Origin of the sequence: Streptomyces sp. NPDC086549 (assembly GCF_044746205.1) — a bacterium.
Taxonomy (GTDB): Bacteria; Actinomycetota; Actinomycetes; order Streptomycetales; family Streptomycetaceae; genus Streptomyces.
This window is the reverse complement of record NZ_JBIVBS010000014.1, coordinates 295796-317074: the sequence shown is the minus strand read 5'-3', so window position 1 is coordinate 317074 and position 21279 is coordinate 295796. Positions and strand designations below refer to the sequence as shown.

At 69.9% G+C, this 21279-nt stretch carries 20 protein-coding genes and 8 pseudogenes; 14 read left to right on the top strand and 14 right to left on the bottom strand.

Translation table 11 applies throughout. The features are described 5' to 3' along the window. The 3 pseudogenes from ACIPSA_RS36740 to ACIPSA_RS36730 all read right to left on the bottom strand — a co-directional run. Positions 1 to 689: pseudogene (locus ACIPSA_RS36740) on the bottom strand (protease); the annotation flags it as partial. Positions 690 to 866: 177 nt separating this feature from the next. Next, positions 867 to 1040, bottom strand: a pseudogene (locus ACIPSA_RS36735) (aldehyde dehydrogenase family protein); the annotation flags it as partial. Between the two features lie 16 nt (positions 1041 to 1056). Next, positions 1057 to 1233, bottom strand: a pseudogene (locus tag ACIPSA_RS36730) (sigma factor); the annotation flags it as partial. Between the two features lie 82 nt (positions 1234 to 1315). On the opposite strand from ACIPSA_RS36730, the gene ACIPSA_RS36725 reads away from it, so the two are divergent. Both ACIPSA_RS36725 and ACIPSA_RS36720 read left to right on the top strand, forming a co-directional pair. Beyond that, complete coding sequence (locus ACIPSA_RS36725; RefSeq protein ID WP_402642691.1) at positions 1316 to 1765, top strand: carboxymuconolactone decarboxylase family protein; 450 nt, start codon at positions 1316 to 1318, stop codon at positions 1763 to 1765. A gap of 356 nt (positions 1766 to 2121) precedes the next feature. Next, entirely contained in the window at positions 2122 to 2331 is a 210-nt protein-coding gene (locus tag ACIPSA_RS36720; RefSeq protein WP_402642690.1) for a hypothetical protein, read from the top strand. 380 nt (positions 2332 to 2711) lie between these two features. Here the strand turns inward: ACIPSA_RS36720 and ACIPSA_RS36715 are convergent, their stop codons facing one another. The 4 genes and pseudogenes from ACIPSA_RS36715 to ACIPSA_RS36700 form a co-directional block, all read right to left on the bottom strand. Then, on the bottom strand, positions 2712 to 3272 hold the full coding sequence (locus ACIPSA_RS36715) for a hypothetical protein (RefSeq protein ID WP_402642688.1): 561 nt from the start codon (positions 3270 to 3272) through the stop codon (positions 2712 to 2714). 629 nt (positions 3273 to 3901) lie between these two features. After that, positions 3902 to 4318 (bottom strand): transposase family protein, encoded by a 417-nt coding sequence (locus ACIPSA_RS36710; protein ID WP_402642686.1) that lies wholly within the window; start codon positions 4316 to 4318, stop codon positions 3902 to 3904. Beyond that, positions 4206 to 4463 (bottom strand): annotated as a pseudogene (locus tag ACIPSA_RS36705) (IS5/IS1182 family transposase); the annotation flags it as partial. The gene ACIPSA_RS36710 and the pseudogene ACIPSA_RS36705, both read right to left, overlap by 113 nt. 153 nt (positions 4464 to 4616) lie before the next feature. Then, positions 4617 to 4844, bottom strand: a complete 228-nt coding sequence (locus ACIPSA_RS36700) for a hypothetical protein (RefSeq protein WP_402642683.1) — start codon at positions 4842 to 4844, stop codon at positions 4617 to 4619. A gap of 135 nt (positions 4845 to 4979) precedes the next feature. Here ACIPSA_RS36700 and ACIPSA_RS36695 point away from each other — a divergent pair. From ACIPSA_RS36695 to ACIPSA_RS36680, 4 genes and pseudogenes are all read left to right on the top strand, one after another. Next, a pseudogene (locus ACIPSA_RS36695) lies at positions 4980 to 5519 on the top strand (transposase family protein); the annotation flags it as partial. Positions 5520 to 5802: 283 nt separating this feature from the next. Further along, positions 5803 to 6171, top strand: a complete 369-nt coding sequence (locus ACIPSA_RS36690; RefSeq protein ID WP_402642681.1) for an STAS domain-containing protein — start codon at positions 5803 to 5805, stop codon at positions 6169 to 6171. 64 nt (positions 6172 to 6235) lie between these two features. Further along, on the top strand, positions 6236 to 6976 hold the full coding sequence (locus ACIPSA_RS36685; protein WP_402642677.1) for a GAF and ANTAR domain-containing protein: 741 nt from the start codon (positions 6236 to 6238) through the stop codon (positions 6974 to 6976). Beyond that, a complete protein-coding gene (locus ACIPSA_RS36680; protein ID WP_402642675.1) occupies positions 6973 to 7734 on the top strand; it encodes a GAF domain-containing protein in 762 nt (253 codons plus the stop codon). The genes ACIPSA_RS36685 and ACIPSA_RS36680 overlap by 4 nt, the downstream gene beginning before the upstream one ends. 27 nt (positions 7735 to 7761) lie before the next feature. Here ACIPSA_RS36680 and ACIPSA_RS36675 read toward each other — a convergent pair. Beyond that, positions 7762 to 8265, bottom strand: a pseudogene (locus ACIPSA_RS36675) (DUF5994 family protein); the annotation flags it as partial. A gap of 176 nt (positions 8266 to 8441) precedes the next feature. Between ACIPSA_RS36675 and ACIPSA_RS36670 the strand changes: the two are divergent. Further along, on the top strand, positions 8442 to 8678 hold the full coding sequence (locus ACIPSA_RS36670; protein ID WP_402642672.1) for a hypothetical protein: 237 nt from the start codon (positions 8442 to 8444) through the stop codon (positions 8676 to 8678). A 172-nt stretch (positions 8679 to 8850) separates the two neighbouring features. Then, on the top strand, positions 8851 to 9375 hold the full coding sequence (locus ACIPSA_RS36665) for a DUF5994 family protein (protein ID WP_402642671.1): 525 nt from the start codon (positions 8851 to 8853) through the stop codon (positions 9373 to 9375). A gap of 67 nt (positions 9376 to 9442) precedes the next feature. On the opposite strand, the gene ACIPSA_RS36660 is transcribed toward ACIPSA_RS36665, so the two are convergent. Together ACIPSA_RS36660 and ACIPSA_RS36655 are read right to left on the bottom strand one after the other, a co-directional pair. Further along, on the bottom strand, positions 9443 to 9841 hold the full coding sequence (locus ACIPSA_RS36660; RefSeq protein ID WP_402642669.1) for a DUF5994 family protein: 399 nt from the start codon (positions 9839 to 9841) through the stop codon (positions 9443 to 9445). A 43-nt stretch (positions 9842 to 9884) separates the two neighbouring features. After that, the gene (locus tag ACIPSA_RS36655; RefSeq protein WP_402642666.1) at positions 9885 to 10886 is read right to left on the bottom strand and encodes an acyl-CoA desaturase; all 1002 of its coding nucleotides are present in this window, start codon (positions 10884 to 10886) and stop codon (positions 9885 to 9887) included. A gap of 315 nt (positions 10887 to 11201) precedes the next feature. On the opposite strand from ACIPSA_RS36655, the gene ACIPSA_RS36650 reads away from it, so the two are divergent. Together ACIPSA_RS36650 and ACIPSA_RS36645 are read left to right on the top strand one after the other, a co-directional pair. Beyond that, the gene (locus tag ACIPSA_RS36650; RefSeq protein ID WP_402642664.1) at positions 11202 to 11393 is read left to right on the top strand and encodes a CsbD family protein; all 192 of its coding nucleotides are present in this window, start codon (positions 11202 to 11204) and stop codon (positions 11391 to 11393) included. Continuing rightward, complete coding sequence (locus ACIPSA_RS36645; RefSeq protein WP_402642661.1) at positions 11390 to 11737, top strand: hypothetical protein; 348 nt, start codon at positions 11390 to 11392, stop codon at positions 11735 to 11737. The genes ACIPSA_RS36650 and ACIPSA_RS36645 overlap by 4 nt, the downstream gene beginning before the upstream one ends. Here ACIPSA_RS36645 and ACIPSA_RS36640 read toward each other — a convergent pair. From ACIPSA_RS36640 to ACIPSA_RS36630, 3 genes and pseudogenes are all read right to left on the bottom strand, one after another. Continuing rightward, positions 11734 to 12318: pseudogene (locus tag ACIPSA_RS36640) on the bottom strand (IS630 family transposase); the annotation flags it as partial. The gene ACIPSA_RS36645 and the pseudogene ACIPSA_RS36640 overlap by 4 nt on opposite strands. 3 nt (positions 12319 to 12321) lie before the next feature. Then, the gene (locus ACIPSA_RS36635; RefSeq protein WP_402642659.1) at positions 12322 to 12666 is read right to left on the bottom strand and encodes a hypothetical protein; all 345 of its coding nucleotides are present in this window, start codon (positions 12664 to 12666) and stop codon (positions 12322 to 12324) included. Positions 12667 to 12910: 244 nt separating this feature from the next. After that, positions 12911 to 13221, bottom strand: a pseudogene (locus ACIPSA_RS36630) (IS21 family transposase); the annotation flags it as partial. Between the two features lie 249 nt (positions 13222 to 13470). Here ACIPSA_RS36630 and ACIPSA_RS36625 point away from each other — a divergent pair. Next, the gene (locus ACIPSA_RS36625; protein ID WP_402642657.1) at positions 13471 to 15633 is read left to right on the top strand and encodes a SpoIIE family protein phosphatase; all 2163 of its coding nucleotides are present in this window, start codon (positions 13471 to 13473) and stop codon (positions 15631 to 15633) included. Positions 15634 to 15825: 192 nt separating this feature from the next. Here the strand turns inward: ACIPSA_RS36625 and ACIPSA_RS36620 are convergent, their stop codons facing one another. Then, positions 15826 to 17010: a type III polyketide synthase gene (locus ACIPSA_RS36620; protein ID WP_402642656.1), complete on the bottom strand. Its 1185-nt coding sequence runs from the start codon at positions 17008 to 17010 to the stop codon at positions 15826 to 15828. A 1081-nt stretch (positions 17011 to 18091) separates the two neighbouring features. On the opposite strand from ACIPSA_RS36620, the gene ACIPSA_RS36615 reads away from it, so the two are divergent. From ACIPSA_RS36615 to ACIPSA_RS36605, 3 genes are read left to right on the top strand one after another with little or no spacing between them, the layout of a single operon-like run. Then, a complete protein-coding gene (locus ACIPSA_RS36615; RefSeq protein ID WP_402642653.1) occupies positions 18092 to 18982 on the top strand; it encodes an alkaline phosphatase family protein in 891 nt (296 codons plus the stop codon). Positions 18983 to 18987: 5 nt separating this feature from the next. Beyond that, on the top strand, positions 18988 to 20256 hold the full coding sequence (locus ACIPSA_RS36610) for an MFS transporter (RefSeq protein ID WP_402642651.1): 1269 nt from the start codon (positions 18988 to 18990) through the stop codon (positions 20254 to 20256). Further along, positions 20253 to 21275, top strand: coding sequence for a TolB family protein (locus tag ACIPSA_RS36605; RefSeq protein WP_402642650.1), 1023 nt, complete (start codon positions 20253 to 20255; stop codon positions 21273 to 21275). The genes ACIPSA_RS36610 and ACIPSA_RS36605 overlap by 4 nt, the downstream gene beginning before the upstream one ends. Positions 21276 to 21279 lie beyond the last annotated feature (4 nt).

The window sequence follows — 21279 nt, the reverse complement described above, 5'->3', positions numbered from 1 at the left end:
ATGCTGGAGAAGTCGCCCCTGCCGAAGCCGGGGAAGGTGTTCTCGGTGGCGCCGAAGCTCTGGGTGATGACGTCGCCGACCCCGTGGTCGATCAGATGCTTCTCGGCGGACATCATCTCCGGCAGACCGGTGGTGCCCTCGGTCTCGGACACCGCCGTCTCCACCAGGACGATCTTGGCGTCGGGCGCCACGGCGTGGGCCATCTCGACGTCCAGGGCGGTCTCGCCGGCCCAGCCGGTCATGTCGGCGTTCTTGGGGTCGAAGGCGGGGACGTGACCCCACTTGACCACCTTGACCTTGGTGCTGGGCAGGCCGAACTGCTTGCTGTAGATGTCGAGGTCGTGCTGGACCGTCGGGGAGCCGAACGAGTCGACGATGACGATCGTGCGCCCCTTGCCCGTGATGCCCTTCCGGTACAGCGGGTTGAGGTTGTACGCGGTGCGGTACTGGAGCGGGGTGTAGCAGGCGATGTGCCACTTGGCCTGGCACTGCTCGCTGGAGAGCGGGCTGGCCACGCCGTGGACCAGGGTGTGCCCGGCGATGGCCGGAACCGCCTTGGTGTGCGGTACGGCGGCGGGCGCGGCGGTGGTGGCGCCGGCCTGCGAGGTGGCCGCCAGTGCGGCGGCGACGAGGGCAGCGGTGGCGGTCGCGGAAGCCGCGACGCCGCGCCCGGCACGGGCTATGTGCATGAATTCCCCTGGGTGGTCCGGAGTCGGACGAAATGGTCATCATGCATCCCATCGGCTGAGTCATGCACAGGACAAGGCAATTGAATCGACGATGCCGAATCCTTTACCCGACAATAGGAACGGCCGCAGCCCCGCACAGTGGGCCGCGGCCGTTCTTTCCGATCTGTCCGTGGCAGGTCAGAGCGCGAGACCGGTCAGGACCCGCACGCGCTCGTATGTGTACTCGTCCATCGCGAACTTCACGCCCTCACGACCCACACCGGACTGCTTCGCGCCGCCGTACGGCATCTGGTCGGCGCGATAGGACGAAACGTCGCCGATGACGACACCGCCGACCTCGAGCGCGCGGTGACCGCTAGGTGTTCTGTCCGGGGAGGTTGTGGATGGTCGCCGTCTCCTGGCGGGAGAGGCGCAGCCATGCCTCCTGGACCACGTCCTCGGCGTCGGCGTGTGATCCGAGCATGCGGTAGGCGACCGCGGGCAGCCGGTCGCGCTGGGACTCGAACGCCTCGCCCATCGGGTCCGCCGGACTGATGTCGGACATGTTGTCACCTTCCTCGGATCCGCTCCGTCATGGGGATGACGAGCCCGGACCGGCACAGGTAACCGATGAAGGAGCAGGAACGATGGAAGCACGCATGAAGGGCTCAGCGAAGCCCGAGGTACTCGGAGCGATCCAGCAGCTCAACAAGGCGATTCACGCCGGGGGCGTCGATGAGCGTCTTCTGTCGCTGGTCCATCTGCGGGCCAGCCAGATCAACGGCTGCAGCCCGTGTGTCTTCGCCTCGATCGCGTCGGCGAAGAAGGCCGGTGAGACCGACGAGCGGCTGCACAACGGCGTCGCGTGGCGCGAGACGCCGTTCTACACCGACGAGGAGCGGGCCGCGCTCGCGCCGGCCGAGGCCGCCACCCGGATCCAGGACGGCGCTCCCGGCGTGACCGACGAGATCTGGGACGCCGCCGCCGACCACTTCACCGGCGAGCAGCTGAACGCGATCATCCTGGAGATCGCGCTGACCAACTTCTTCAATCGGATCAACCGCACGATCCGGGAGCAGGCCGGCAAGGCCTGGTGAGCTGGCGAGGCGTCATCCGCCCGAAGACCACGCCTTCCGGGTCTTCACCGCCCTGCTCGCCCAGGCCGATGCCGAGGGCGGCCTGGGCTGGGTCGTCGCCGTGGACTCCACCATCGTCCGCGCCCACCAGAACGCTGCCGGGGCCCGCAAGAAGGGGCCCGGCCGGCGAACCGGCTCACCCCGCGATCGGACGCTCCCTGGGTGAGATCACCGGTTACCGCGGCCGGACCTGTTCTCAGACGCCATCCACTTTCCGAACGTGATCGGTTGGTTCGGGGTAGGTGGGCATGAACTGCGGTCGGTGGCGGGAGAGATGGGCGTGGTTGGTCCGCTTGTCCGGCTCGTGGAGGTGGCTGGTGCCGTCGGTGCTCGGTCTGCTGGAGGCCCGGGAGAAGAGGGTCCGGGAAGAGATCGCGGGGTTGCGGGAGGAGGCCGAGCGGGTGCAGGCAGCGCTCGGTGCAGCGGAACGCGCGCTTGAGCGGCTGGTGGATGCCCGGGCGACGGTGGCCGAGGTGCTGGCGGAGCCGTGTCTTCGGCAGTCGCAGAGCCGGTGCGGGGCGCGATGACGGGCTCGCCGGTGGCGCACCGGAGTGAAGCAATGTCGACGTCGGTGCTCGCGGCGGACTACCAGCGGATCGTGTCGGTGCTGGAGTCGGCGGGCCGGGAGGGGATGCGCTGCCAACAGCTGGCCGTGCCCTGGGGCTGCAGGTGGTCCCAGCGAAGGTCGAGGGGCTGCGGTCGAAGGCGAAACGCCTGGTGGAGCGCTCCGGCCGGTCCGCCGCGTTGCCGAACCTGTGCGCGAGGCAGTCACACGACGGAGACGACGCGTTGGACTCCACGGGCGCGAGCGCGAAAGACTGCGGCAACAGGGCCTCCTGGTGCTCGTTGGCTTCGACAACCCCGAGCTACCGCGAGGCCCTGCCTACATGCACCGACCGCATCACCATCACCCGACCAAGACCCTTGTTCGACCAGACAAGCCCGTCGATCGGTAAGCGGCCACCGTGCGGCCGGCGCGGCCGCCCAGCAGACGCTGCACCGTGGCCGGGGGGGACAGCGGCGAGCAGACCGACGCAGTGGATGCCGTATTCCTGCAGCACCTCCGCCTGGCGGGCGCCGATCCCATGCAGGGCCTGCACCGGCGGGGGCCCCAGCCACTCGGCGACACGGTCCGGGTCGATGGCCAGCACGCCGCCGGGCCCGGCGATCTGAGCAGACGCGGTCGCCGCGACGGTGATGGTCGGCCGATCCCGACGCGCACATCGACACCCAGACGGGAGATCGTCCGGATGCGCAGGATCTCGCCCAGCAGGCGGGCGTCGACACGGTGGTACTTCAGGGCGCCCCGGAGCCCCACCAGGACCGCGGACGGCGGCAGGGCCTGCAGCACCGAGGACAGGCCGGCCAGCAGCTCCAGCACCTGCCGGTACGTCTCCTCCGGCACGCGGTCCGGGCAGCGCACATGCATCACCGTCGACACCGCACGTGCCGTCACGTCCGCGTTCATCACGCCCACCTCCCACATTATCGAACTAGAATTCGAATATCCTGGGGCGGTGCGCCCCGAACGCGTGCCAACGAAGTCCGAGCGGCTCTGGTCGAGCGCCTGCGCGCCAGCTCTCTCCAGTTGCCGTTGGGGTGTGCTCAGCGCTTTCTGGAAGAGCGGGTGGAACGGCCTACTCTCCCAGGAGGAGCGCACCATGGCGCAACCGGTAAGTCGGCCAACGATCAGCGCTGAGCAGTTCAGCCGAGTGTGTGACGAGATTAGGAGCACGGCAGCGCCCGAGAAGGACGCTCAGTCCATCCGGGACTGCGCTCTGCGCATCGCGCAGACCCTGGGCCTGGCGCTATCCACGGATGACCTGAGCAGGCTCCTCACCGAACTCATGGCCCCTGGGGTGGCCCCACCTCCAGCGAGCCCTCAGTACACCCGAGAGGCCATCCTGGACATGCCTGACGAACAGCCAGGAGAGGATGAAGGCCCAGTCAGATAGACCGGGCCGTCACGCCTGATTACATCCTCGGCACCAATGAGCCCTTTTTTTGCCCTGAAGTTGCTGGTCGTGGGGCTGGTGTGATGGCTCTCCTTGGTGCTCGTGCTGGCCGTGGGCGGCTGAACGGGCTGTAGATCATCTGTCAGCGGGCGATCTCGAGGTTCGTGAGGACGAGGAGGGCCCGCAGGAGGGTGGTGGCGTGCCGAGCGTGGAGGCGGAGCTTGTTCAGGATGCGCCAGTTCTTCAGGTGCGCGAAGGCGTGCTCGCAGGCGGCTCGTTCGGCGGCGATCAGCTTGTTGATCTGCTTCTTCGCGCGGTGAGGGGTTTGGTGCGGGCGGCCTTGAAGCCGGTGATGATCACTGGGTTGTCGGGGTCGTCGTCCAGGGCGGTGAAGCCGAGGTCGGCGATGGCGTCGAGTCCGGCTGCGCGGAGACGGCGGTGACGTTGTCGTCGTGTATCTCCCAGCGAGTCGGCAGGCGACGGAACCAGTGCAGGTGGGCGAATGCGCGCTCCACGACCCAACGTTGGGCGCCAGGTCCCGAGCCGTGCTCGGTGCCACGGCGGGCGATCGGCGGCTTCACACCGAGACCCCGGACCAGACGGCGGTACTTGTCGTGGTCGTGGCCGCGAAGTCTTCGGCGGCCGATACCGGCCGCCGGGGCCGCGGCGTCCCGCCGCTGCGGGCGGCTGTGCGCTCCCATCAACTGTCTTCCCGATGAGGTGCCCTGCGCCCGCTCCGGGCGGCGCTCGACTGTGCTCGGCCGACGCGCGACTGGGAAGATCTCCGGGGCCCTTCAGCACGCAACGCCCACAGCGGCTGCACATGTGCGGTCCGCCGGCCTGACCGATACCGAAGTTCAGCCTCGCAGCGCCGAGGCGAAGATCTCCAGCAGTGCCGACCAGCGGGGCGCCGCGGCGAAGTCGGTGAGCAGTCGTCCCGTGGCGGCGGCGGTGCGGTTGGTCACGAACCACGGAGGCCTCGGGGCGAGGGACGGCTCGCCGTGCAGCAGCGACCGGGGCGCCGGGCGGAACGGGCCGCGTACGACGGTGCGTTCGGGCCCGTCGAGCAGGACGGCGTTGTGCACGACGCCGATGCCGCTCTGGACGTCGTCGATCGTGTGCCCCGGGAAGGCGCCCCAGGGCGCGGTCGCGGTGAGGTAGCCGAGGCCGGTCCAGGCGTTCAACGCGACTCGGCCCGGCCCTGGACCTCGCTATCGCCGACAGCCGTCATTGAGCCGCTCGCCGTTCGCGCGCCCGGGCTGCTGCGTGCGCTGCACGAGGCCGACCCCGACTACGTCCTGCTGGACGGCACCCTGGCCGAGTGCGACCGGGTCGGCGACGGCCGGGCCGACTACTCCCACAAGCACCGCCGGCACGGGGTGAACGTGCAGGTGGTGACCGATCCAGCCAGGCAGCTGCTGTGGATCTCGCCTGTCTTGCCGGGCCGTGCGCACGACCTGACCGCGGCCCGCACCCACAGGATCATCCGGATCTGCGAGCGCCGGGGCATCCCCGTTCTCGCCGACCGCGCCTACCTCGGCGCCGGGCCGTGGGTGACGACACCTGTCAGGCGCCCGCCCGGCCGCGGGTTGTCGCCGACCCAGCGCACCGTCAACCGCGCGCTCTCGGGGGCACGGGCGCCGGTGGAGCGGGGTGTAGCCCGTCTGAAGTCCTGGCGCATCTTCCACAGAGCCCGGTGCAGCCCGAATCGAATGTCGTCAATCGCCGCGACCGTCCTCACCCTGGAGCGGCAACGCTGAAAGAGCTCAGTGTGTCCTTGTTGGACAGTCCGTTCGGGCAACGGCCTCCGCCCACGCCGTCTCTTGCACTTTTCGCCCTCGAACCCGTCATGAACCGACGCGGGACGACACCTTCGGTCACACCCATGGATACCTGGAGAAGGGCGACCGGCCGATCCCTTCACGGCAGTACGCTGGCCGTACGGCCGCCCGTGCCCCCGGCCCTCTCCGTGCAGTCCCGTTCCGCGCAACAGAGGCCCTGCGCAAGGCGAAAGCCACCCCACCGACAGAGGAGATGGGGCTCATGGGCCCGCATCCCGACCTGTTCGACGAGTTGCGTGTGGTCCAGGCCGGCGGCGAGCTGGACCTGACGACCACGCCGGCCTTCGCGCGTGACCTGGAGGACGCCCGCCATGGCACCGGCCAGCTGTTCCTCATCATCGACCTGCTCGGTGTGACGTTCATGGACGGCAGCGTCCTGGCCCCGCTCTGCGCGGCGTGGGAGGACTGCCACGAGCGGCTCGGATGGGTGCGGGTCGTCCACACCCGGCCGGGCGTCGGCCTCGTGTTCCAGGCCAGTGGTCTGCTGGAGCGGTTCCCGCGGTATGCCAGTGCCCAGGACGCCTGGAAGGGCATACCCGCTGACCGCCCGCCGTCGGACCAGGGCACGTGATGTGCGGCGCGAGCCGGACAGCACCTCACCCCGAAGTGCCCCGGCCGCCGCGGACCGGAGCACGGTGATCAGCGACGGCATGGCCGGTGTCCTGCGGTCGCTGCGCCTGGGCTGGGCCGGCGACCCGGCGCAGGCGTGCGCGCGGGCGCTGGGCGCCGAGGGCGTCGCGCTGTCGCTGCCGGTCGGCGCCGGCCGGACGGCCGAGCCGCTGTGGTGCCACCCCGAGTTGAGCACGCGGTTCGAGGAACTCCAGTTCACGCTGGGTGAGGGTCCGGGGCCGCACGCGGTCCGCACCGGTACGCCCGTGGTGGAGCCGGACCTGGACCGGGTGCGCCCCGAGCGGTGGCCCGCGCTGCTGCCGGCCGCGCGGGATATGGGCGTACACGGTGTGTGCTGCCTGCCACTGGGCATCGGGGCCATCCGGGTCGGCGTACTGACCGTGCTGTGCGACGGAGACCGGCGGTTGAGCGAGCAGCAGTACGCGGACGCCATCGCCCTGGCGGCCGCGCTGACCGGCGCCATTCTGAACGGGTACCGGCGCGCAAGCCGGAGCGGGCACGATCCCGGGCCCGGCATGTTCCTGGAGTGGCCTTCGGGGCTGCGCCGCGCGGCCCTGCACCAGGCCACGGGTATGGTCAGCGTCCAGTTGGGCGTGTCCATGGAGGAGGCCCTCCTGCGCCTGCGGGCCCACACCTACGGCAGTGAGCGCTCCCTCGGCGAGGTCGTCCAGGACGTGGTCGCCCGCCGGCTCCGTTTCGACGACGATGTGAGCGGGCCGTATTCGCGCGCTGGTGGAAAGGGATGATCGGCATGGCCCGCGAACTACGTCTGGCCGAGATCTTCGTGGAGGTCGCGGACTCTCTCGTCGAGGACTTCGACGTCATCGACCTGCTGCACCGGCTGTCCAGGCGCTGCGTCGAACTGCTCGACGTGTCGACGGCCGGGATCCTGCTTGCGGACGCGCACGGAGAACTGCAGATCATCGCCGCCTCGGACGAGCACACCCGCCTGCTGGAACTGTTCGCGCTCCAGCACGACCAGGGCCCGTGCGTCGAGTGCTACCGCACCGGCACCGCTCGGACGAACATCGACCTGACACGGGCGGAGGGGACCGCCGACTGGGCACGTTTCGCCGCACGGGCCCGCGAGACGGGATACGTGACCACACACGCCATCCCGCTGCGCCTGCGCAACCGCGTCGTCGGCGCACTCAACCTCTTCCAGACCACTGACCAGCGCCTCGGCGACGACGACATCGCGCTCGCCCAGGCGCTCGCCGACGTGGCCACCATCGCAATCCTGCAGCAGCGCACGCTGGAGCAGTCGCACGTCGAGAACAGTCAGCTGGAGAACGCGCTGACCAGCCGCATCCTGGTCGAACAGGTCAAGGGCTTACTGGCGGAGCGCTGGAACACCTCCGTCGACGACGCCTTCGCCGCGTTCCGGTCGTATGCGCGCGCCCGTCACCTGCGCCTGTCGGAGCTCGCCGCGCGGATCATCTCCGGCGGCTTCGACACTGCGCACATCTCGGCGCCGGGCCGACCCGGGGACCACCACGGCTGACCACCCTCGTGTCCCAGGTTGTTCACGGCCAGTACGGCGGTCTTCCGCGGGGGTCGGACATGCCCGGCCGGTGCCGGTGTCGATGAGGATCCGTTCGGCCTGCGTCACGTTGTCGGCGCGGACGGCTTCGGCCATCGCGGCGCGCGCCGCGTCGGGCGTCGCGTGCGGCCGGATCACGAGGAGGGAGAAGTGGTCCTGCTCGCCTCGGGTGATGAGGACGGAGTCGTCGCCGACCGGGAAGGAGTCGACGTGCACGACGCGGTCGTCGATGATCAGTCGCGTCGGCAGTTCTTCCCAAGCGGCGGCATCCAGGCCGACGCGTGTGACCGGCCCGAGGTGCTCGGTCAGTGCGGCGATCAGGGCGGGAAGCTCGGCGGCGATGTCACGGGCCCGCGGCCACCATGGCCCGTCGAGAACTCCCTGCCGGTCGTGTGTCGTCTCCAGCCGTACGACAGCCGTCCCGGGTTTCACCGCCTGGTGGACGGTGTCCGGCAGCAGCTTGGTCACGCGCGGAGAGTCGGAGTCGGCTATCGCGCTCGCCAGCCTATCTGCCGGCGAGAAGCACAGAGTGGATCCCTCAGTTTTTCACGGCGCTCCGCGGCTCACAGCGCCGGGAGGCTCGCCGGTCACAGGAGGAGGCCAGGCGGCCACGCCGGAGTGGAGTGAAAGACGGGGACATTTATTCGTGCCCACACAACGAGGTCGCCATGCAGCCCACGGAAACACCCTCGGACGGGCACGCCGAGGTGCGCATTGTCGCTGCCTCCCCCGAGGTGGCCCGTCGCGTCGCGGAGGTTCTCCGTCGTTGCTTCGCCGCCACCGAGCAGCGCAGCTATCCCGCCGGCGCCGAGGGAGGGACCCGCCTCCAGGTCACCGTGGACACCACCCGGGCGGCAGAACCCGCCCGGTCCTGGCTGGAGACCAGCCGCTCCTCGGGGGGATGACCGTCCACGGAAGTGAGCCGACGTCCAGGAGCCGTCCGTTCGGCCTCTCCAGGGAGTAGCGTGAACTCATCGGGAGTGTTTCGCACGCCGGCCCCGATACCGGTGTCGTTCCCGGTGAGCAACGACACCGGGCAACTGCCCACGCGCAGGGGTCCGGAGACAGGCTCGCGCGATGTCCGCGACCACTGACCGTTCTCCGCTACGGGCCGTGCCCTTCAGGGCTCCGACCGCGCGCCTCGCGCTGAAACCCCTGAGCCCTTCCCGCGGGCCCGGCGAGCTGGACGGCGCCTGGTGGCCTCGTTCACGTGACCTGATGAGCGAGCTCTCCGCTCTGGCAGACGTGCTGGATCCGCTGTGGGGACGGATCACCCGCATCGCAGTCAACCCCCTCCACTGGCCCGTCATCCCGCGCAAAGTCATCGTCAACGGCCATGTGGTGAAGGTGGGTTGGTTCACCGCCGAACTGGATCCGCACCGGATCCTGTTGCTGTCCTACACCGCAGGCCGCTGGGACCTCCTGGTGATACCCCCGGAGACCGGCGCCCCCTCGGCCGCCCGGCTGCTGGCCGCCGCGAGCGCGAGCACCGTCCCGCAGCTGACCGCGACCGCTCTCATGACGGCGGAACAGGCCAACGACGCTTCCTCGTCGTACGAGGCCGGCACCGGACAGCCCGGCCGACTGATGGCGGGGATGTGACGGCCGCCTTCATCGCCCTGCCGTCAGCGCCCTGGTGAATCGCCCGGGCAGTCCGTGGTGGACCGGATCAGGCACAACCGCCCGCGGCGGCTGCCATGAGCGGTTCGGCGACCTCCGCGGTCGTATCCGGAGGCACGACCAGCAGGTCCCAGCGCCCCCGGCCGGGAGCAAGCAGGACGATGGTGCGCGGGCCGGATGCCGTCAGGCTCCGATGCAGTCGTACGACCTGGTTGGCGACGAGCATCCGGCCCGGCGGAGCGGACCACATCGGCCCGTCGACCGTGACGCTGCTGATGTTGCCCCACGCGCGGGGCAACCCGGCGAGCAGCCGGGGAAGTTCGGCGAGCAGGTCGTACGAGCCTGGCCACCACGCTCCGTCGATGGGCCGGGGCATGCTCCCGTGGGGTGCCAGGCGCAGGCGCAGGACGGGGTGGGAGGGAAGCGGGGGTTGCAGTGCAGTGGTCATGAGGAGCTCCTGGCAACTGGCATACGCGGACGAATGGTTGGCGTCAGGCGCGACGGGCGGCAACACGGGCCGGAGTCGGCCAGCGCACGTCGTACACCCAGCCGAGGCGTTCGAGGAGGCGGATGACCGCGGCCGACGGGTCGATCTGGCCTCGGTCGACGCCGTGCCGGGCGCTGGTGGGGTCGGCGTGGTGGAGGTTGTGCCAACTCTCGCCGAAGGAGAGCAGGGCCAGCGGCCAGAAGTTGGTGGCCCGGTCGTGGCGCCTGGTGCGGAACGGGCGCTCACCGATCACGTGGCACAGCGAGTTCACGCTCCACGTCACATGGTGGAGCAGTGCGATACGCACAAGTCCCGCCCATAGCAAGGCGGTTACGCCGTACACCCAGGTGCCGCCGATTGCCCAGCCCAGCCCGAACGGCAGCGCGAGCGTGAGGACACACAACGTCGGGAACGCACGGTCGACCGCACGGATGTCGTGGTCGGCCAGCAGGTCGGGGGCATAATGCTCCACCGGCGTACGGTCGTTGCGGAACAGCCAGCCGACGTGGGCGTGCAGCAGCCCGCGCAACTGGCCGCGCAGATGCGTTCCATAGCGGTACGGGGAGTGCGGGTCGCCGGGCTCGTCTGTGAAGGCGTGATGGCAGCGGTGTGTGGCGACCCAGCCGATGACATCGCCCTGGAAACTCATCGACCCGGCCACCGCGAGCGCGATGCGCACGGGGCGCACGGCCCGGTAGCTCCCGTGGGTGAGACCGCGGTGGAAGCCGACCGTGACGCCGAGGCCCGTGACCGTGTAGAGGACGGCCGCGAGCACGATGTCGAGGGGATGGATGAGGCGCCCCCACAGCAGCCAGCCGGCGATGCCGAGCGCCACGAACGGCAGGACGACAATCACCGCCGTCACCGTGACGTACAGCCGTTCCCCGCCGCCACGTGCGGGCACCGGGCCGTTCGGCGGGAAGGGCAAGGTGCCGTCGTAGACCTGGGGCGGCAGGGCGGGGTTTGACGGAATCGCCGTCGTGGACGTGGTGGAAATGAGCGACATGCGGGGCTCCTCGGCCTCGGTGCGGGCGGCGCGGCCGGGGTCAGGGGCTGCCCCTGTGATGGGAATGGCGAGGACGAGACCGGTCCGGACACCGGCATACGAAGTGCCCTCACTTCCTCCACCGTACTCCCGCACGCTCCGAAACGAGGCGGCCCGGATCTCGTGGCCACCGCGTTGACACGGACCGTCGGTGGACGTTGACTGGCGGCACGGCGTAGGGCCATGCCACTTCGGAACTCACGGCGAAGCATTCCGCCTTCCCGTCTCGCCCAGACCCCGCGGGAACCCACCTACCGGACAACAGCGAGGCCGGCCATGACCGTTGCACGAACGATCAGGAACAAGGCGCAGACGATGAAGGGCAGGATCACGGAAGACCTCGGCCGGGTCACCCGGAACAGGCGATTGCAGCGCCGGGGCAGGATCGACCGGATCTCCGGAAGCCTGAAACAGGCCGTCGAGAAGACCAAGGACGCCTTCAGGCGGAACGGAAGCGGCACCCGATGATGTACGACCAGACACGCGCCCAGCAGCCCGCGGGCCAACCCCCGGGCCCCGCCGAACGCCGCACCCCGGGCCCGGAGCCGCTGCTCCCGTCGGCCGAAGGGGACAAGATCGTCCTGCGCCTGAGGCACGCCCTCAACACCTTCGCCGACACCCCGTTCGAGGCGCTGGAAGAGGCCGAGAGCGCCTACGACGAAGCCACCGCCCAGCTTGTGAACGCCCTCGCGGAACAGCGGCGTCTCCTCCGCGCCAGCTGGCAGGACCAGGCCCCCGAGACACAGTCCGACGAACTCCGGCACGCGCTGAGGCAGTACCGGGAGATCACCCAACGACTGCTCCACCTCTAGTGTCCTGCGCCGGAGATCCGTCGGCAGAAGCGGGCGAGGGAGTCGAGGATCTCTTCGGCTGTCTTGGTCCAGATGAAGGGCTTGGGGTCTTCGTTCCAGTCCTTGACCCACGCGCGGATGTCGGCTTCCAGGGCCTGGATGTTCTGGTGTGCGCCACGACGGATCATCTGGTGGGCCAGGTAGCCGAACCACCGCTCGACCTGGTTGATCCAGGAGGAGCCGGTGGGGGCGAAGTGCAGCTCGAACCGCGGGTGTTTGGCCAGCCAGACCTTGATCGCGGGAGTCCTGTGGGTGCCGCAATTGTCCACGATCAGGTGGACCTGCAGGTGAGCGGGCACCTCCTTGTCGATCCGGATCAGGAACTTCTTGAACTCCACGGCCCGGTGCCGGCGGTGGAGAGCAGTGATGACTTCACCCGTGGCGACATCGAACGCGGCGAACAAGGTCGTCAGGCCGTTGCGCACGTAGTCGTGGGTGCGCCGCTCGGGCATGCCCGGCATCATCGGCAGCACCGGCTGGGACCGGTCCAGGGCCTGGATCTGCGACTTCTCGTCCACCGAGAGCACCACTACTGGCGCAGGACACTAGCTGGAGGCGGCCTCTATGCCATTGAGAGTGTCCCGCTCTTCCCAGCGCAGCCGGTTCCGTTTCCGGACTCGCGCACAGAAGGTGCGCAGCGCCTCGGGGTCGGCGGCGGTCTCGCTGTCCGTGACAGTACGGGAGCCGTCGCCGACCTCGACGATCCGCTGGTCCATCCGGCCGCTACTGAGGATGCCCATGATGGTCAGCCACTCGTCGTGCACGGCCGGAGTCAGGTCGATGTCCAGGCGGCGCCCGCCGGGGGGGTCGTCCAGGCCCATGGGCTCGCCCATGGCCTCCAGCAAGACGAAAACAAGGGCGCGCAGGTCCGCGTACTCCTTGGGGTCCATGAGGTCTTCGAGTGTATCGAGGTACAACCGGGCCAGCTCGTGCGCTTTGGGACCGGGCGTGGCGCCAGTGCTCTCGTGGTCAAGCAAGGACGTTCCCTCTCATCTCATCCGTTGACTGTTCGCGCCGGCTAGCCAACAAACACCACGGCGCGGAACCTGCGCCACTCGACACCCTCGCGCAGCTCGTGGCCCGCTCAGACATCCTTGTCGGCACCGCTCACCCCACGGAACGTCTATGCCAAGGCCTCGCTCCAGCCTCTTGCAGATACAGCTTGACGCACTGGCAGTTGATCGTCGAGCCGTACTCCTTCACCAAGCGCTCGTGCACCACGGCGCCTTTGATGAGGATCTCGGGCCGGAGCATCGCGTCGATCAACGGGGCGACTTCGTCGACCGGATTCCTTCGTGGCCTGCCGTTCGACGTCGCCTCGGTGGTGCGGACGGCGCTGTGCTCGAAAGGTACTTGGGGACCATCTTGGGGCCCAGGCCCGTCTCCCGGGCCACCTCCCTCAGACTGACCGCCCCGGACTCCGCCAGGGCGTGCCTGGACCTCACCGGAGCCGGCGGCGCCCAGTGGTCCTGCGGCGGTCGTCACATCCTGGTGGGCGGCGGCCCCCGGCAAGGTGAGCACGACCCCTCCGGCCGCGGCATTCCTCACTGTCCGCGTTCACCGCGTGATCCGCTGATGTAGGCGAAGCGACTCCCGGTGTTATTCAATGAGGTGTGCCGTCAGGATCTCCGGGCCCCGTGGGACGGGTCCGAGTACGGCCCCGGCGCTGCGCCGGGGATTGCTGAGAGAGCCGTATGGACTCCACACCCTCCCCTTCGCCTTCTTCGCCGTTCGACCTGGTCAGCAGCGCCCTCGGGCGCTACATCCCGAGCGGCGGAGCGGCAGCGGCCGCCGGTCCTGCCGACGCGCAGGGCGACAGCACCACCAGCCGACGCGTACCCGACAACGCGGCAGCCAGCCGTCAGGATCAGATTCTCGGCGCGGTCAACCTGGACAGGGATCTGAGAATCAGCCGCTGCAATCTGGACGCCCCCGTATTCGCGGGTCTGGACGCCGTGGTCGGGGGCCCTTTCGTCGATCTCCTGCCTCCCGGGGACGTGCCGACGGTCACACGGCGGTTGCGGCAGGTCCTGGAAACCGGTGAAGCGCACGTCGCCCGGATCCAGCGCCTGCGGCGCGGCGACGGGTCGGAGCTGGTGGTCTCGCTGAGCATCCTGCCCGCCGCGGTGCCTCAGGAAGGCCTGACCGTCTCCGTGATCGCCATGGCCAAGAGGCTGCACCTGTACGCCGCCGAGACCGCTATCGGCACCTCGCTGGACATCGGCGAGACCGCGCAGTCGCTGGCGGAGTCCCTGCTGGCCTGGGGAGACGTGGCCGCCGTCGATCTCGACTTCGCCGTGTGGACGGGTGAGGGAGTCACCGAGCGGGCGCAGGGGCGCATCCGGCTACGGCGGGCGGCCCTGGTGCCGGACCGGGCGTGGCCCGAGGGCTACGTGACTCCGGGCGACGATCTTCCCAGCGACGCGAGTCGCCTGCTGGCGCAGGCGGTACGGCGGGACGATGCCCCGCAGGCCATCGTCATACCCGACCGGGAGGCGGTCGAGCGGGTGCTCGGCAGTCCGCGGGTGATGCGTGCCCTGGTGCCCGGTGACCGGTCGGCGGGTGTGGCCTGCATACCGCTGGTCCTGGACGGCCCGCCGCCTGTCGTACTGGGCGTGGCGGAGGTCTGGCGGCGGGCGGACTCCCCCTTCCGCGACAGCGAGCTGTTCGACCTGCAGGAACTGGTGGCGAGGACCGTCCACCACGTCGACCTGGCCCGTCAGCACCAGCGCGAGCACACGCAGGTGCTGGCGTTGCAGCGCCGGCTTCTGCCCCGGTCCGGCGGCGACACCATCGAGATAGCCACCGTCTACCAGCCCGCCACCCCCGACAGTGCGGGCGTCGGCGGCGACTGGGTGAACAGCTTTCCGCTCCCTGACGGCCGTACCGCGCTGGTGGTCGGTGACGTCGTCGGGCACGGCCTGGGAGCCGCGGCAACCATGGGCCAGCTGAGCATGGAGGCCCGCGCGCTGCTGTCCGCGGGGCTGGCGCCCGACGAGGTGCTGGAGCACCTGGACGAGACCGTGTCACTGCTGGACGACGCGGAGACCGGGCTGACGGCCGGCTACAGCGCCCTGGGGTCGACCTGCTGCATCGCCCTCTACGACCCGGTCAGCCACCGCGTGGCGCTGTCAAGCGCCGGCCACCTCCCCCCGGTCCTGGTGTCCCCGGACGGGCACGCGGGCCCGCTCACGGTCCGCCCTCATCCCGGCCTCGGCGCCGAATTCGCGCTCCGGGAGCCGTTCGACGTGCACACGTTCGGCGCGCCCCCGGGCTCCCTGCTCGCCCTCTACACCGACGGCCTGGTGGAGGATCCGGCCGAGTCCATCGACGAGGGCATCGGCAGGCTGGCGGACGCCGTGTCCACGGTGCACCCCTGGGACGCCCTGCAGCAGGGCGCACGGCACGTCGTCTCCGCGCTGGCGCCCGTGCGCCAGCGCGACGACGTGACCCTGCTGCTCGCGCGCATGATCGGCTACCGCAAGGGGGACACCGCGACCTGGCGGCTGCCCGCCCGCGACGACGCGCCCGCCCGTGCCCGCGCGCAGGTCTCCGCGCTGCTGCGGCAGTGGCACACCAGGGACGACACCCTGGACAACGTACTGCTGCTGATCAGCGAGCTGGTCACGAACGCGGTGAGCTTCGCCACCGGCCCTATCACGGTACGGCTGATCAGGGCCGGTCACGGCCTGCTGTGCGAGGTGGGCGACACCGGCAACGGCAGGCCACGTCTGAGCCGGGGCGGCCTCTTCGACGACAACGGTCGTGGCCTGTACGTCGTGCACAAGCTCACCACCCGGTGGGGGGTGCGGTGGACGGACACCGGCAAGGTGGTCTGGGCGGAAGTCGCCAGGTGACGCGGCTGCAAGGCAGGGACGCGGCCGGCGTACGGGCGCGCGGCGAGGGTACGCGCGGCGTGCCCGTCAGCCCGCGCCACCGACGGTACGGACGGCGTCCTCAGCGCTACCGGTGTCGTGACCGGTGATGCGGGCGGTCCGTTTGCCGGTACGGGTAACGCGGTTTGCCGCTACAGGTGGCGCGGGCTCGCACTACAGCCACGCCCCCTCCAGGGCGGTGGCGGTGAGGCCCGGTGCCGCCGCGTACAGGACGGCGCGACTGCCTGACTTCTGCCCGGCGTCGTGCGCCCGCCGCATGATGTCGAACACGGCGGCGCCCCCGCGGTTGCCGCTGGTGTAGCTGTCCCGGCTGCAGTCCAGCAGCCCCGACGGCCACGCGTCGGGCATCGTCTGCTCCATGTACTCCAGCACCCGTGTCCCGCCGGGGTGGGCGAGCAGCACGTCGGGGTGCCAGGAGTCGGGGTCGTCCTGGTAACGGACGCGCAGCCACTCCCACATCGCGGTGACCGTCTCCTGTACGGCACGTGGCCCGCGCCGGTCCATCACGAAGTGGTTGCCGTCCGACCGCGTGTCCAGGCGGTGCAGGTCTTGGGTGCCGGGCAGGGTGTGGTGCCAGGCAGCGTCCAGCCGCAGCACCGACTCGCGCCTCCGGCGACCCGTGACCACCGCGGCGACCGCGGTGTCCGCAAACAGCAACCGGACGATCAGGGACTCGAGGGTGTCGTCCGCGGGCTGGTAGGTCGTGCTCAGCGCCTCCGCGATCACGACCAGGACCACCCGGTCGGGGTCCGCGGCCACGAGTTCCGCCGCAAGGGCCAGGGAGCGGGTCCCCGCGATACAGGCCCACTGCGTGGCCGGCAGCAGCATCACGTCGTTGCGGAGCGGAAGCTTGTTGGCCAGGGCGATGTCCAGACCCGGCAGCGCCGGGGTGGTGGAGTGACTGGTGATCAGGCAGTCGACGTCTGCGGCGTCCAGCCCGGCGATCTGCAGGGCCCCGCGCGCCGCACGCTCCCCGTAGGACTGCACGGCCTCCCAGGCCGGCGCGGTGCGCTCCTGGACGGTCTGCGGCGCGGGTATCGCCTCGAGGGCGGCGATCACGCGGTCCACGTCCTGCTGGGTGAACCCGTCGCGCGCCAGCGCCTCTTGGACCGGTCCCATGCCGACAGCCCGCAGGCCGCCGCCCTTGCCCGGCGCGACGGCGGTCTCCAGCGGAAGCATCCATCCGCGGGTCTCGATGCCCGTGCTGGCCGCGATGCCGTCGATCCGCGGCGTCCACGCCGCGTGCGGGTGCCGGTCGCGCACCTCCGCAACGATCTGGCTGGTCTCCACGGCGTGCTCGCCGTGTATCACGGCAGGAGGGCAGAGGTAAGCGGTCACGATGGGCACCTTTCCGGGGGGACAAGGAAGAACGTCACGAGTGCTGTGCCATGGCCCACTTCGGACTTCGCGCCCGAGAGAACGCCAATGGCTCCACTTCGGAAGTCGGTATGCGTTCGAGGATGGACACCAACTGGACATTTACGCTGTGATGCAGACAACTTGGGCAGCCCTTTGAGTGCGTGACACGGCACACACCGCTGAAAAGAAAGGGGACCCTCAGAGCGTTCCGCTGGTTCTACCTGACTTCCCGTCAGCCAGGGAGGGTGCCTGGTCAATGCCGCCGTAGCCGGGACACACCCGTGGCGGCCCAGGCAGCTCACCCACCTGGACTCTCCGCGGCCGGGAAGTGGTGCGCCGCGATCTGCAAGCTGTCCGACGCGATGGGCGATAGCGGGGGACGAGGTTGCTGCACTGCGCTGCCGTGCGCCAGGTCGCCGGCCGCACGCTGACGCGTGCGAAATCACCTTGACCGGCGCCTACGACGGGCAGTAACGCAGCGTCGACGGCGTCCTCGAACGCCGCGGGTTCATGTGACTACCGCGCCACCCTCGCCGAGGGGCTGGCCGCATAGCTCGTCTCCACGCTGCGAGGGGATTGACACCTCGCGCAGGCCCGGGCCCTGCACCGCCACCTGCGCGCCGGCGCAGCGCCAACGGCCGCTGTCCGACGTACCAGCGGCGGTATGAGGAGAACGGACGCTCGGGGCGCCACGGTCGGCCCGAACGGCAGTTGCCTCCGCCGACGCAAGGACGCAGTGGTCACCAGGACGGCCGGGAACAGGCCGAGGGCGTCGCTGATCATGTGGCGCTCGCGTCCCGCACGGGGTGTTGCGCCTGGTCCGGTCCATCTGCTCGCCGGGCGCTGAAGGCCGGCTCGAACAAGGACCAGCGGGCATCGAACGTTGCGTCAGCCGTGGGGTGATGCCTGCTCAGCAAGCCGTTGCTTTGCGCGGCCTGTGTGTGGCGTTTGCCTCGCGGAGTCAACCGTTCTTCTGTCCTTCACGCAGACCCTGCTTGGGGCTCCTAGGGTTTGCCGCGCCGCTCCCCACACGACCGTCACTTCTGTCCGGAGGACAGTCATGACCGCCGTCAAGGCTCCCAAGCGCACCAGCCGCCCGCTCACCGCACTCGCCGGTGCTGTCGCCCTCACCGCCACGTCGATCGGTCTGTGGGCCGCCACGGCCTCCCCCGCTCAGGCCGCCGCTCTCCCGACCCCCGACCACGTGGTGGTTGTGGTGATGGAGAACCACGCCTACTCGCAGGTCATCGGCAGCTCCAGCGCCCCGTACATCAACAACACCCTCAAGGCGGGTGGCGCCAACCTCACCCAGTCCTACGGCCTCACCCACCCCAGCGAGCCGAACTACTACATGCTCTTCTCGGGCTCCAACCAGGGCCGCACCGACGACAGTTGTGTCACGGTGGGTTCCATCTCCGCGCCCAACCTCGCCTCCGAGCTGATCGCCGCCGGGAAGACCTGGGCGAGCTACAACGAGTCGCTGCCCAGCCAGGGTTCGACGACCTGCAGCAGCGGTAAGTACGCGCAGAAGCACAACCCGTGGTTCGGCTTCTCCAACGTGCCGCTGAGCAGCGCGAAGACCATGACGCAGTTCCCCACCGACTACACGACCCTGCCGAAGGTCTCCTTCGTCGTACCGAACCTGTGCAGTGACATGCACGACTGCTCTGTCTCCACGGGCGACACCTGGATCCAGAACAACCTGGGTGCCTACGCCACTTGGGCCAAGACCCACAACAGCATCCTCGCCATCACCTTCGACGAGGACAACAAGCTGTCCGGCAACCGCATCCCCACCGTCTTCTACGGTCAACACGTCACGCCCGGCAGCTCCACCGCCACCACCTACAACCACTACAACGTGCTGCGCACCGTCGAGGACCTGGCCGGTCTGACCACGCACGCGGGCAACGCCGCCTCGGCATCCGACATCACCGGCATCTGGAACTGACGCCCGTGTATCTCGCGGACTCCCGCAGCACCAAGCCCGCCGTCGCCCCGGACACCCGTCCGGGTCGGCGGCCGGCCGCTGTGCCCGGTACCGTGCTGGCCCTGGGTGCGGTCAGCCTGATCACGGACGTCTCCTCGGAGATGGTCACGGCCGTCCTGCCGCTCTACGTGGTGGCGGGCCTCGGCCTGTCCCCCCTCGGGTTCGGGCTCCTTGACGGCATCAACAACGGCGTCGGGGCCCTGGTCCGGCTGGCCGGTGGCCACCTCGCCGACCGGGGAGACCGCCGCCACAAGATCGTGGCAGGCGTCGGCTACGGCCTGTCAGCAGTGTGCAAACCGCTGCTGCTGCTCGCCCACACCCTCCCCGCGATCAGCGCCGTGCTCGCGGCCGACCGCACCGGCAAAGGGCTGCGCACGGCCCCCCGGGACGCGATGATCTCGCTGGCCACCGAACCCGAGCACCGGGGTCGGGCGTTCGGCGTGCACCGCGCCATGGACACCACCGGCGCGCTGCTCGGCCCGCTCGTCGCCTTCGCCGTGCTGCGGGCCACCGTCGACGGCTACGACGCGGTCTTCGCAGTCAGCGGCTGTGTCGCCGTGCTCGGGGTCCTGGTGCTGGTGCTCTTCGTGCCCCGCCACATCTGCCCCGCCGGTCCCGCACAGCCGCCCGAGCCAGAGCGGCCGACGCTGCGTGATGCACTCGGGCTGCTGCGCCGCCCGCAGCTGCGTCGGCTCACCGTGTGCGCGGCTCTGCTCGGCCTGACCACCGTCAGCGACTCCTTCCTCTATCTGCTGCTCCAGCGCGAAGAAAACCTGCCTGCCCACCTGTTCCCGTTGCTGCCGCTGGGCACCGCCGCCGTCTTCCTGATGCTCGCCGTCCCGCTCGGCGCACTCGGCGACCGCATCAGCCGCCGACGGCTCTTCCTGGCCGGCCACGGCGTCCTGCTGCTCGGCTACGGCCTGGTGCTCAGCCCCTGGCGCGGTGTCCCGGCCGTGGTTGCCGTCCTCGTGCTGCACGGCACCTTCTATGCGGCCACCGACGGAATCCTTGCGGCCGCTACCGCAGGGGCCGTCCCGGCGCGACACCAGGGTGCCGGGCAGGCGCTGGTCGGCACCGGCCAGGCGCTGGCCCGATTCGCGTGCTCGCTCGCCTTCGGCGCGGCCTGGAAGCTGTGGGGCGAGCGCAACGCGCTGGCCGTCACCGCCGTCGCATTGGCCGTCAGTGCCGTCGTGGCCTCCTTCGTTCTCCGTACCGCCGATGAGGTGCCTGCATGAGAAGAACCACCCGCCTCGTGATCCTGCTCGTCGCCGTCCTTCTGCTCGGGAGCGTCGGCACCGGGGCGGTGCTGTACGCCGCCCACCGGTCGGGCATGCGTGACCAGCAGCAGGCGAACGGTCCGACCGTGCTGGTCGGTACCGTCTCGCTCCGGCCGGCGGGGGGCCGTCGGCTGCTGGTACGCAACTTGGCCTGGGGACCGCACCGTGACGAGATCGCCACCGTGCCCGCCGACGATCCGCAGGGGCGGCGCACCGCGTCGGGCGTCAAGTGCCTGCGTTTCCACGCAACGGCCGGTACCGGCATCTGCCTGCAGGCCGTGCACGGCACGCTGCGGGACATCTACCGGGCAGTGGTACTCGACTCGCATCTGCACGAGCTGCACCACTTCCCGGCAGCAGGTATCCCCACCCGGGCCCGGGTCGCACCCTCCGGCCATCTGGTGGCCTGGACGGTTTTCGTCAGCGGAGACTCCTATGCCGGCACCAACTTCTCCACCCGCACCGCCATCGTCGACACCCGCACCTGGGCGATCGACGACAACCTGGAGACGTTCCGCATCATCAAGGACGGCCGGACCTACCGCGCCGCGGACATCAACATATGGGGTGTCACCTTCGCCGACGACACCCACTTCTACGCGACGCTGGCAACCGGCGGCCGAACCTACCTCGTGCGGGGCGACGTCGCAGCACGCACCCTGACCACCGTCCACCGCAACGTCGAATGCCCCTCGCTCTCGCCCGACGGCTCCCGGATCGCCTACAAGAAACGCGTCCCGGGGGCCTCACCCGACGCCCCTTGGCGGCTGTACGTCCTCGATCTGCACACCATGAACGAGACCGCAACCGCCGAGCAGCGCAACATCGACGACCAGGCCCTGTGGCGCGACGACTCCACCCTCGTCTACGCCCTTCCCGGCGACTACGGCTCAGACCTGTGGACCGTCCCCTCAGACGGCAGCGGCACGGCCCGCCGACTGATGACTTCCGCTGTCGCACCCGCCTACCTGGGGTGACAGG

Excerpts from the sequence above, each read along its gene's own strand:
- ACIPSA_RS36725 (WP_402642691.1), top strand. The coding sequence starts at position 1,316 with ATGGAAGCACGCATGAAGGGCTCAGCGAAGCCCGAGGTACTCGGAGCG.
- ACIPSA_RS36650 (WP_402642664.1), top strand. The coding sequence starts at position 11,202 with ATGACCGTTGCACGAACGATCAGGAACAAGGCGCAGACGATGAAGGGC.
- ACIPSA_RS36715 (WP_402642688.1), bottom strand. The coding sequence starts at position 3,272 with ATGAACGCGGACGTGACGGCACGTGCGGTGTCGACGGTGATGCATGTG.
- ACIPSA_RS36625 (WP_402642657.1), top strand. The coding sequence starts at position 13,471 with ATGGACTCCACACCCTCCCCTTCGCCTTCTTCGCCGTTCGACCTGGTC.
- ACIPSA_RS36655 (WP_402642666.1), bottom strand. The coding sequence starts at position 10,886 with ATGTCGCTCATTTCCACCACGTCCACGACGGCGATTCCGTCAAACCCC.
- ACIPSA_RS36665 (WP_402642671.1), top strand. The coding sequence starts at position 8,851 with ATGTCCGCGACCACTGACCGTTCTCCGCTACGGGCCGTGCCCTTCAGG.
- ACIPSA_RS36660 (WP_402642669.1), bottom strand. The coding sequence starts at position 9,841 with ATGACCACTGCACTGCAACCCCCGCTTCCCTCCCACCCCGTCCTGCGC.
- ACIPSA_RS36635 (WP_402642659.1), bottom strand. The coding sequence starts at position 12,666 with ATGGACCCCAAGGAGTACGCGGACCTGCGCGCCCTTGTTTTCGTCTTG.
- ACIPSA_RS36645 (WP_402642661.1), top strand. The coding sequence starts at position 11,390 with ATGATGTACGACCAGACACGCGCCCAGCAGCCCGCGGGCCAACCCCCG.
- ACIPSA_RS36680 (WP_402642675.1), top strand. The coding sequence starts at position 6,973 with ATGATCGGCATGGCCCGCGAACTACGTCTGGCCGAGATCTTCGTGGAG.
- ACIPSA_RS36690 (WP_402642681.1), top strand. The coding sequence starts at position 5,803 with ATGGGCCCGCATCCCGACCTGTTCGACGAGTTGCGTGTGGTCCAGGCC.
- ACIPSA_RS36670 (WP_402642672.1), top strand. The coding sequence starts at position 8,442 with ATGCAGCCCACGGAAACACCCTCGGACGGGCACGCCGAGGTGCGCATT.
- ACIPSA_RS36605 (WP_402642650.1), top strand. The coding sequence starts at position 20,253 with ATGAGAAGAACCACCCGCCTCGTGATCCTGCTCGTCGCCGTCCTTCTG.
- ACIPSA_RS36615 (WP_402642653.1), top strand. The coding sequence starts at position 18,092 with ATGACCGCCGTCAAGGCTCCCAAGCGCACCAGCCGCCCGCTCACCGCA.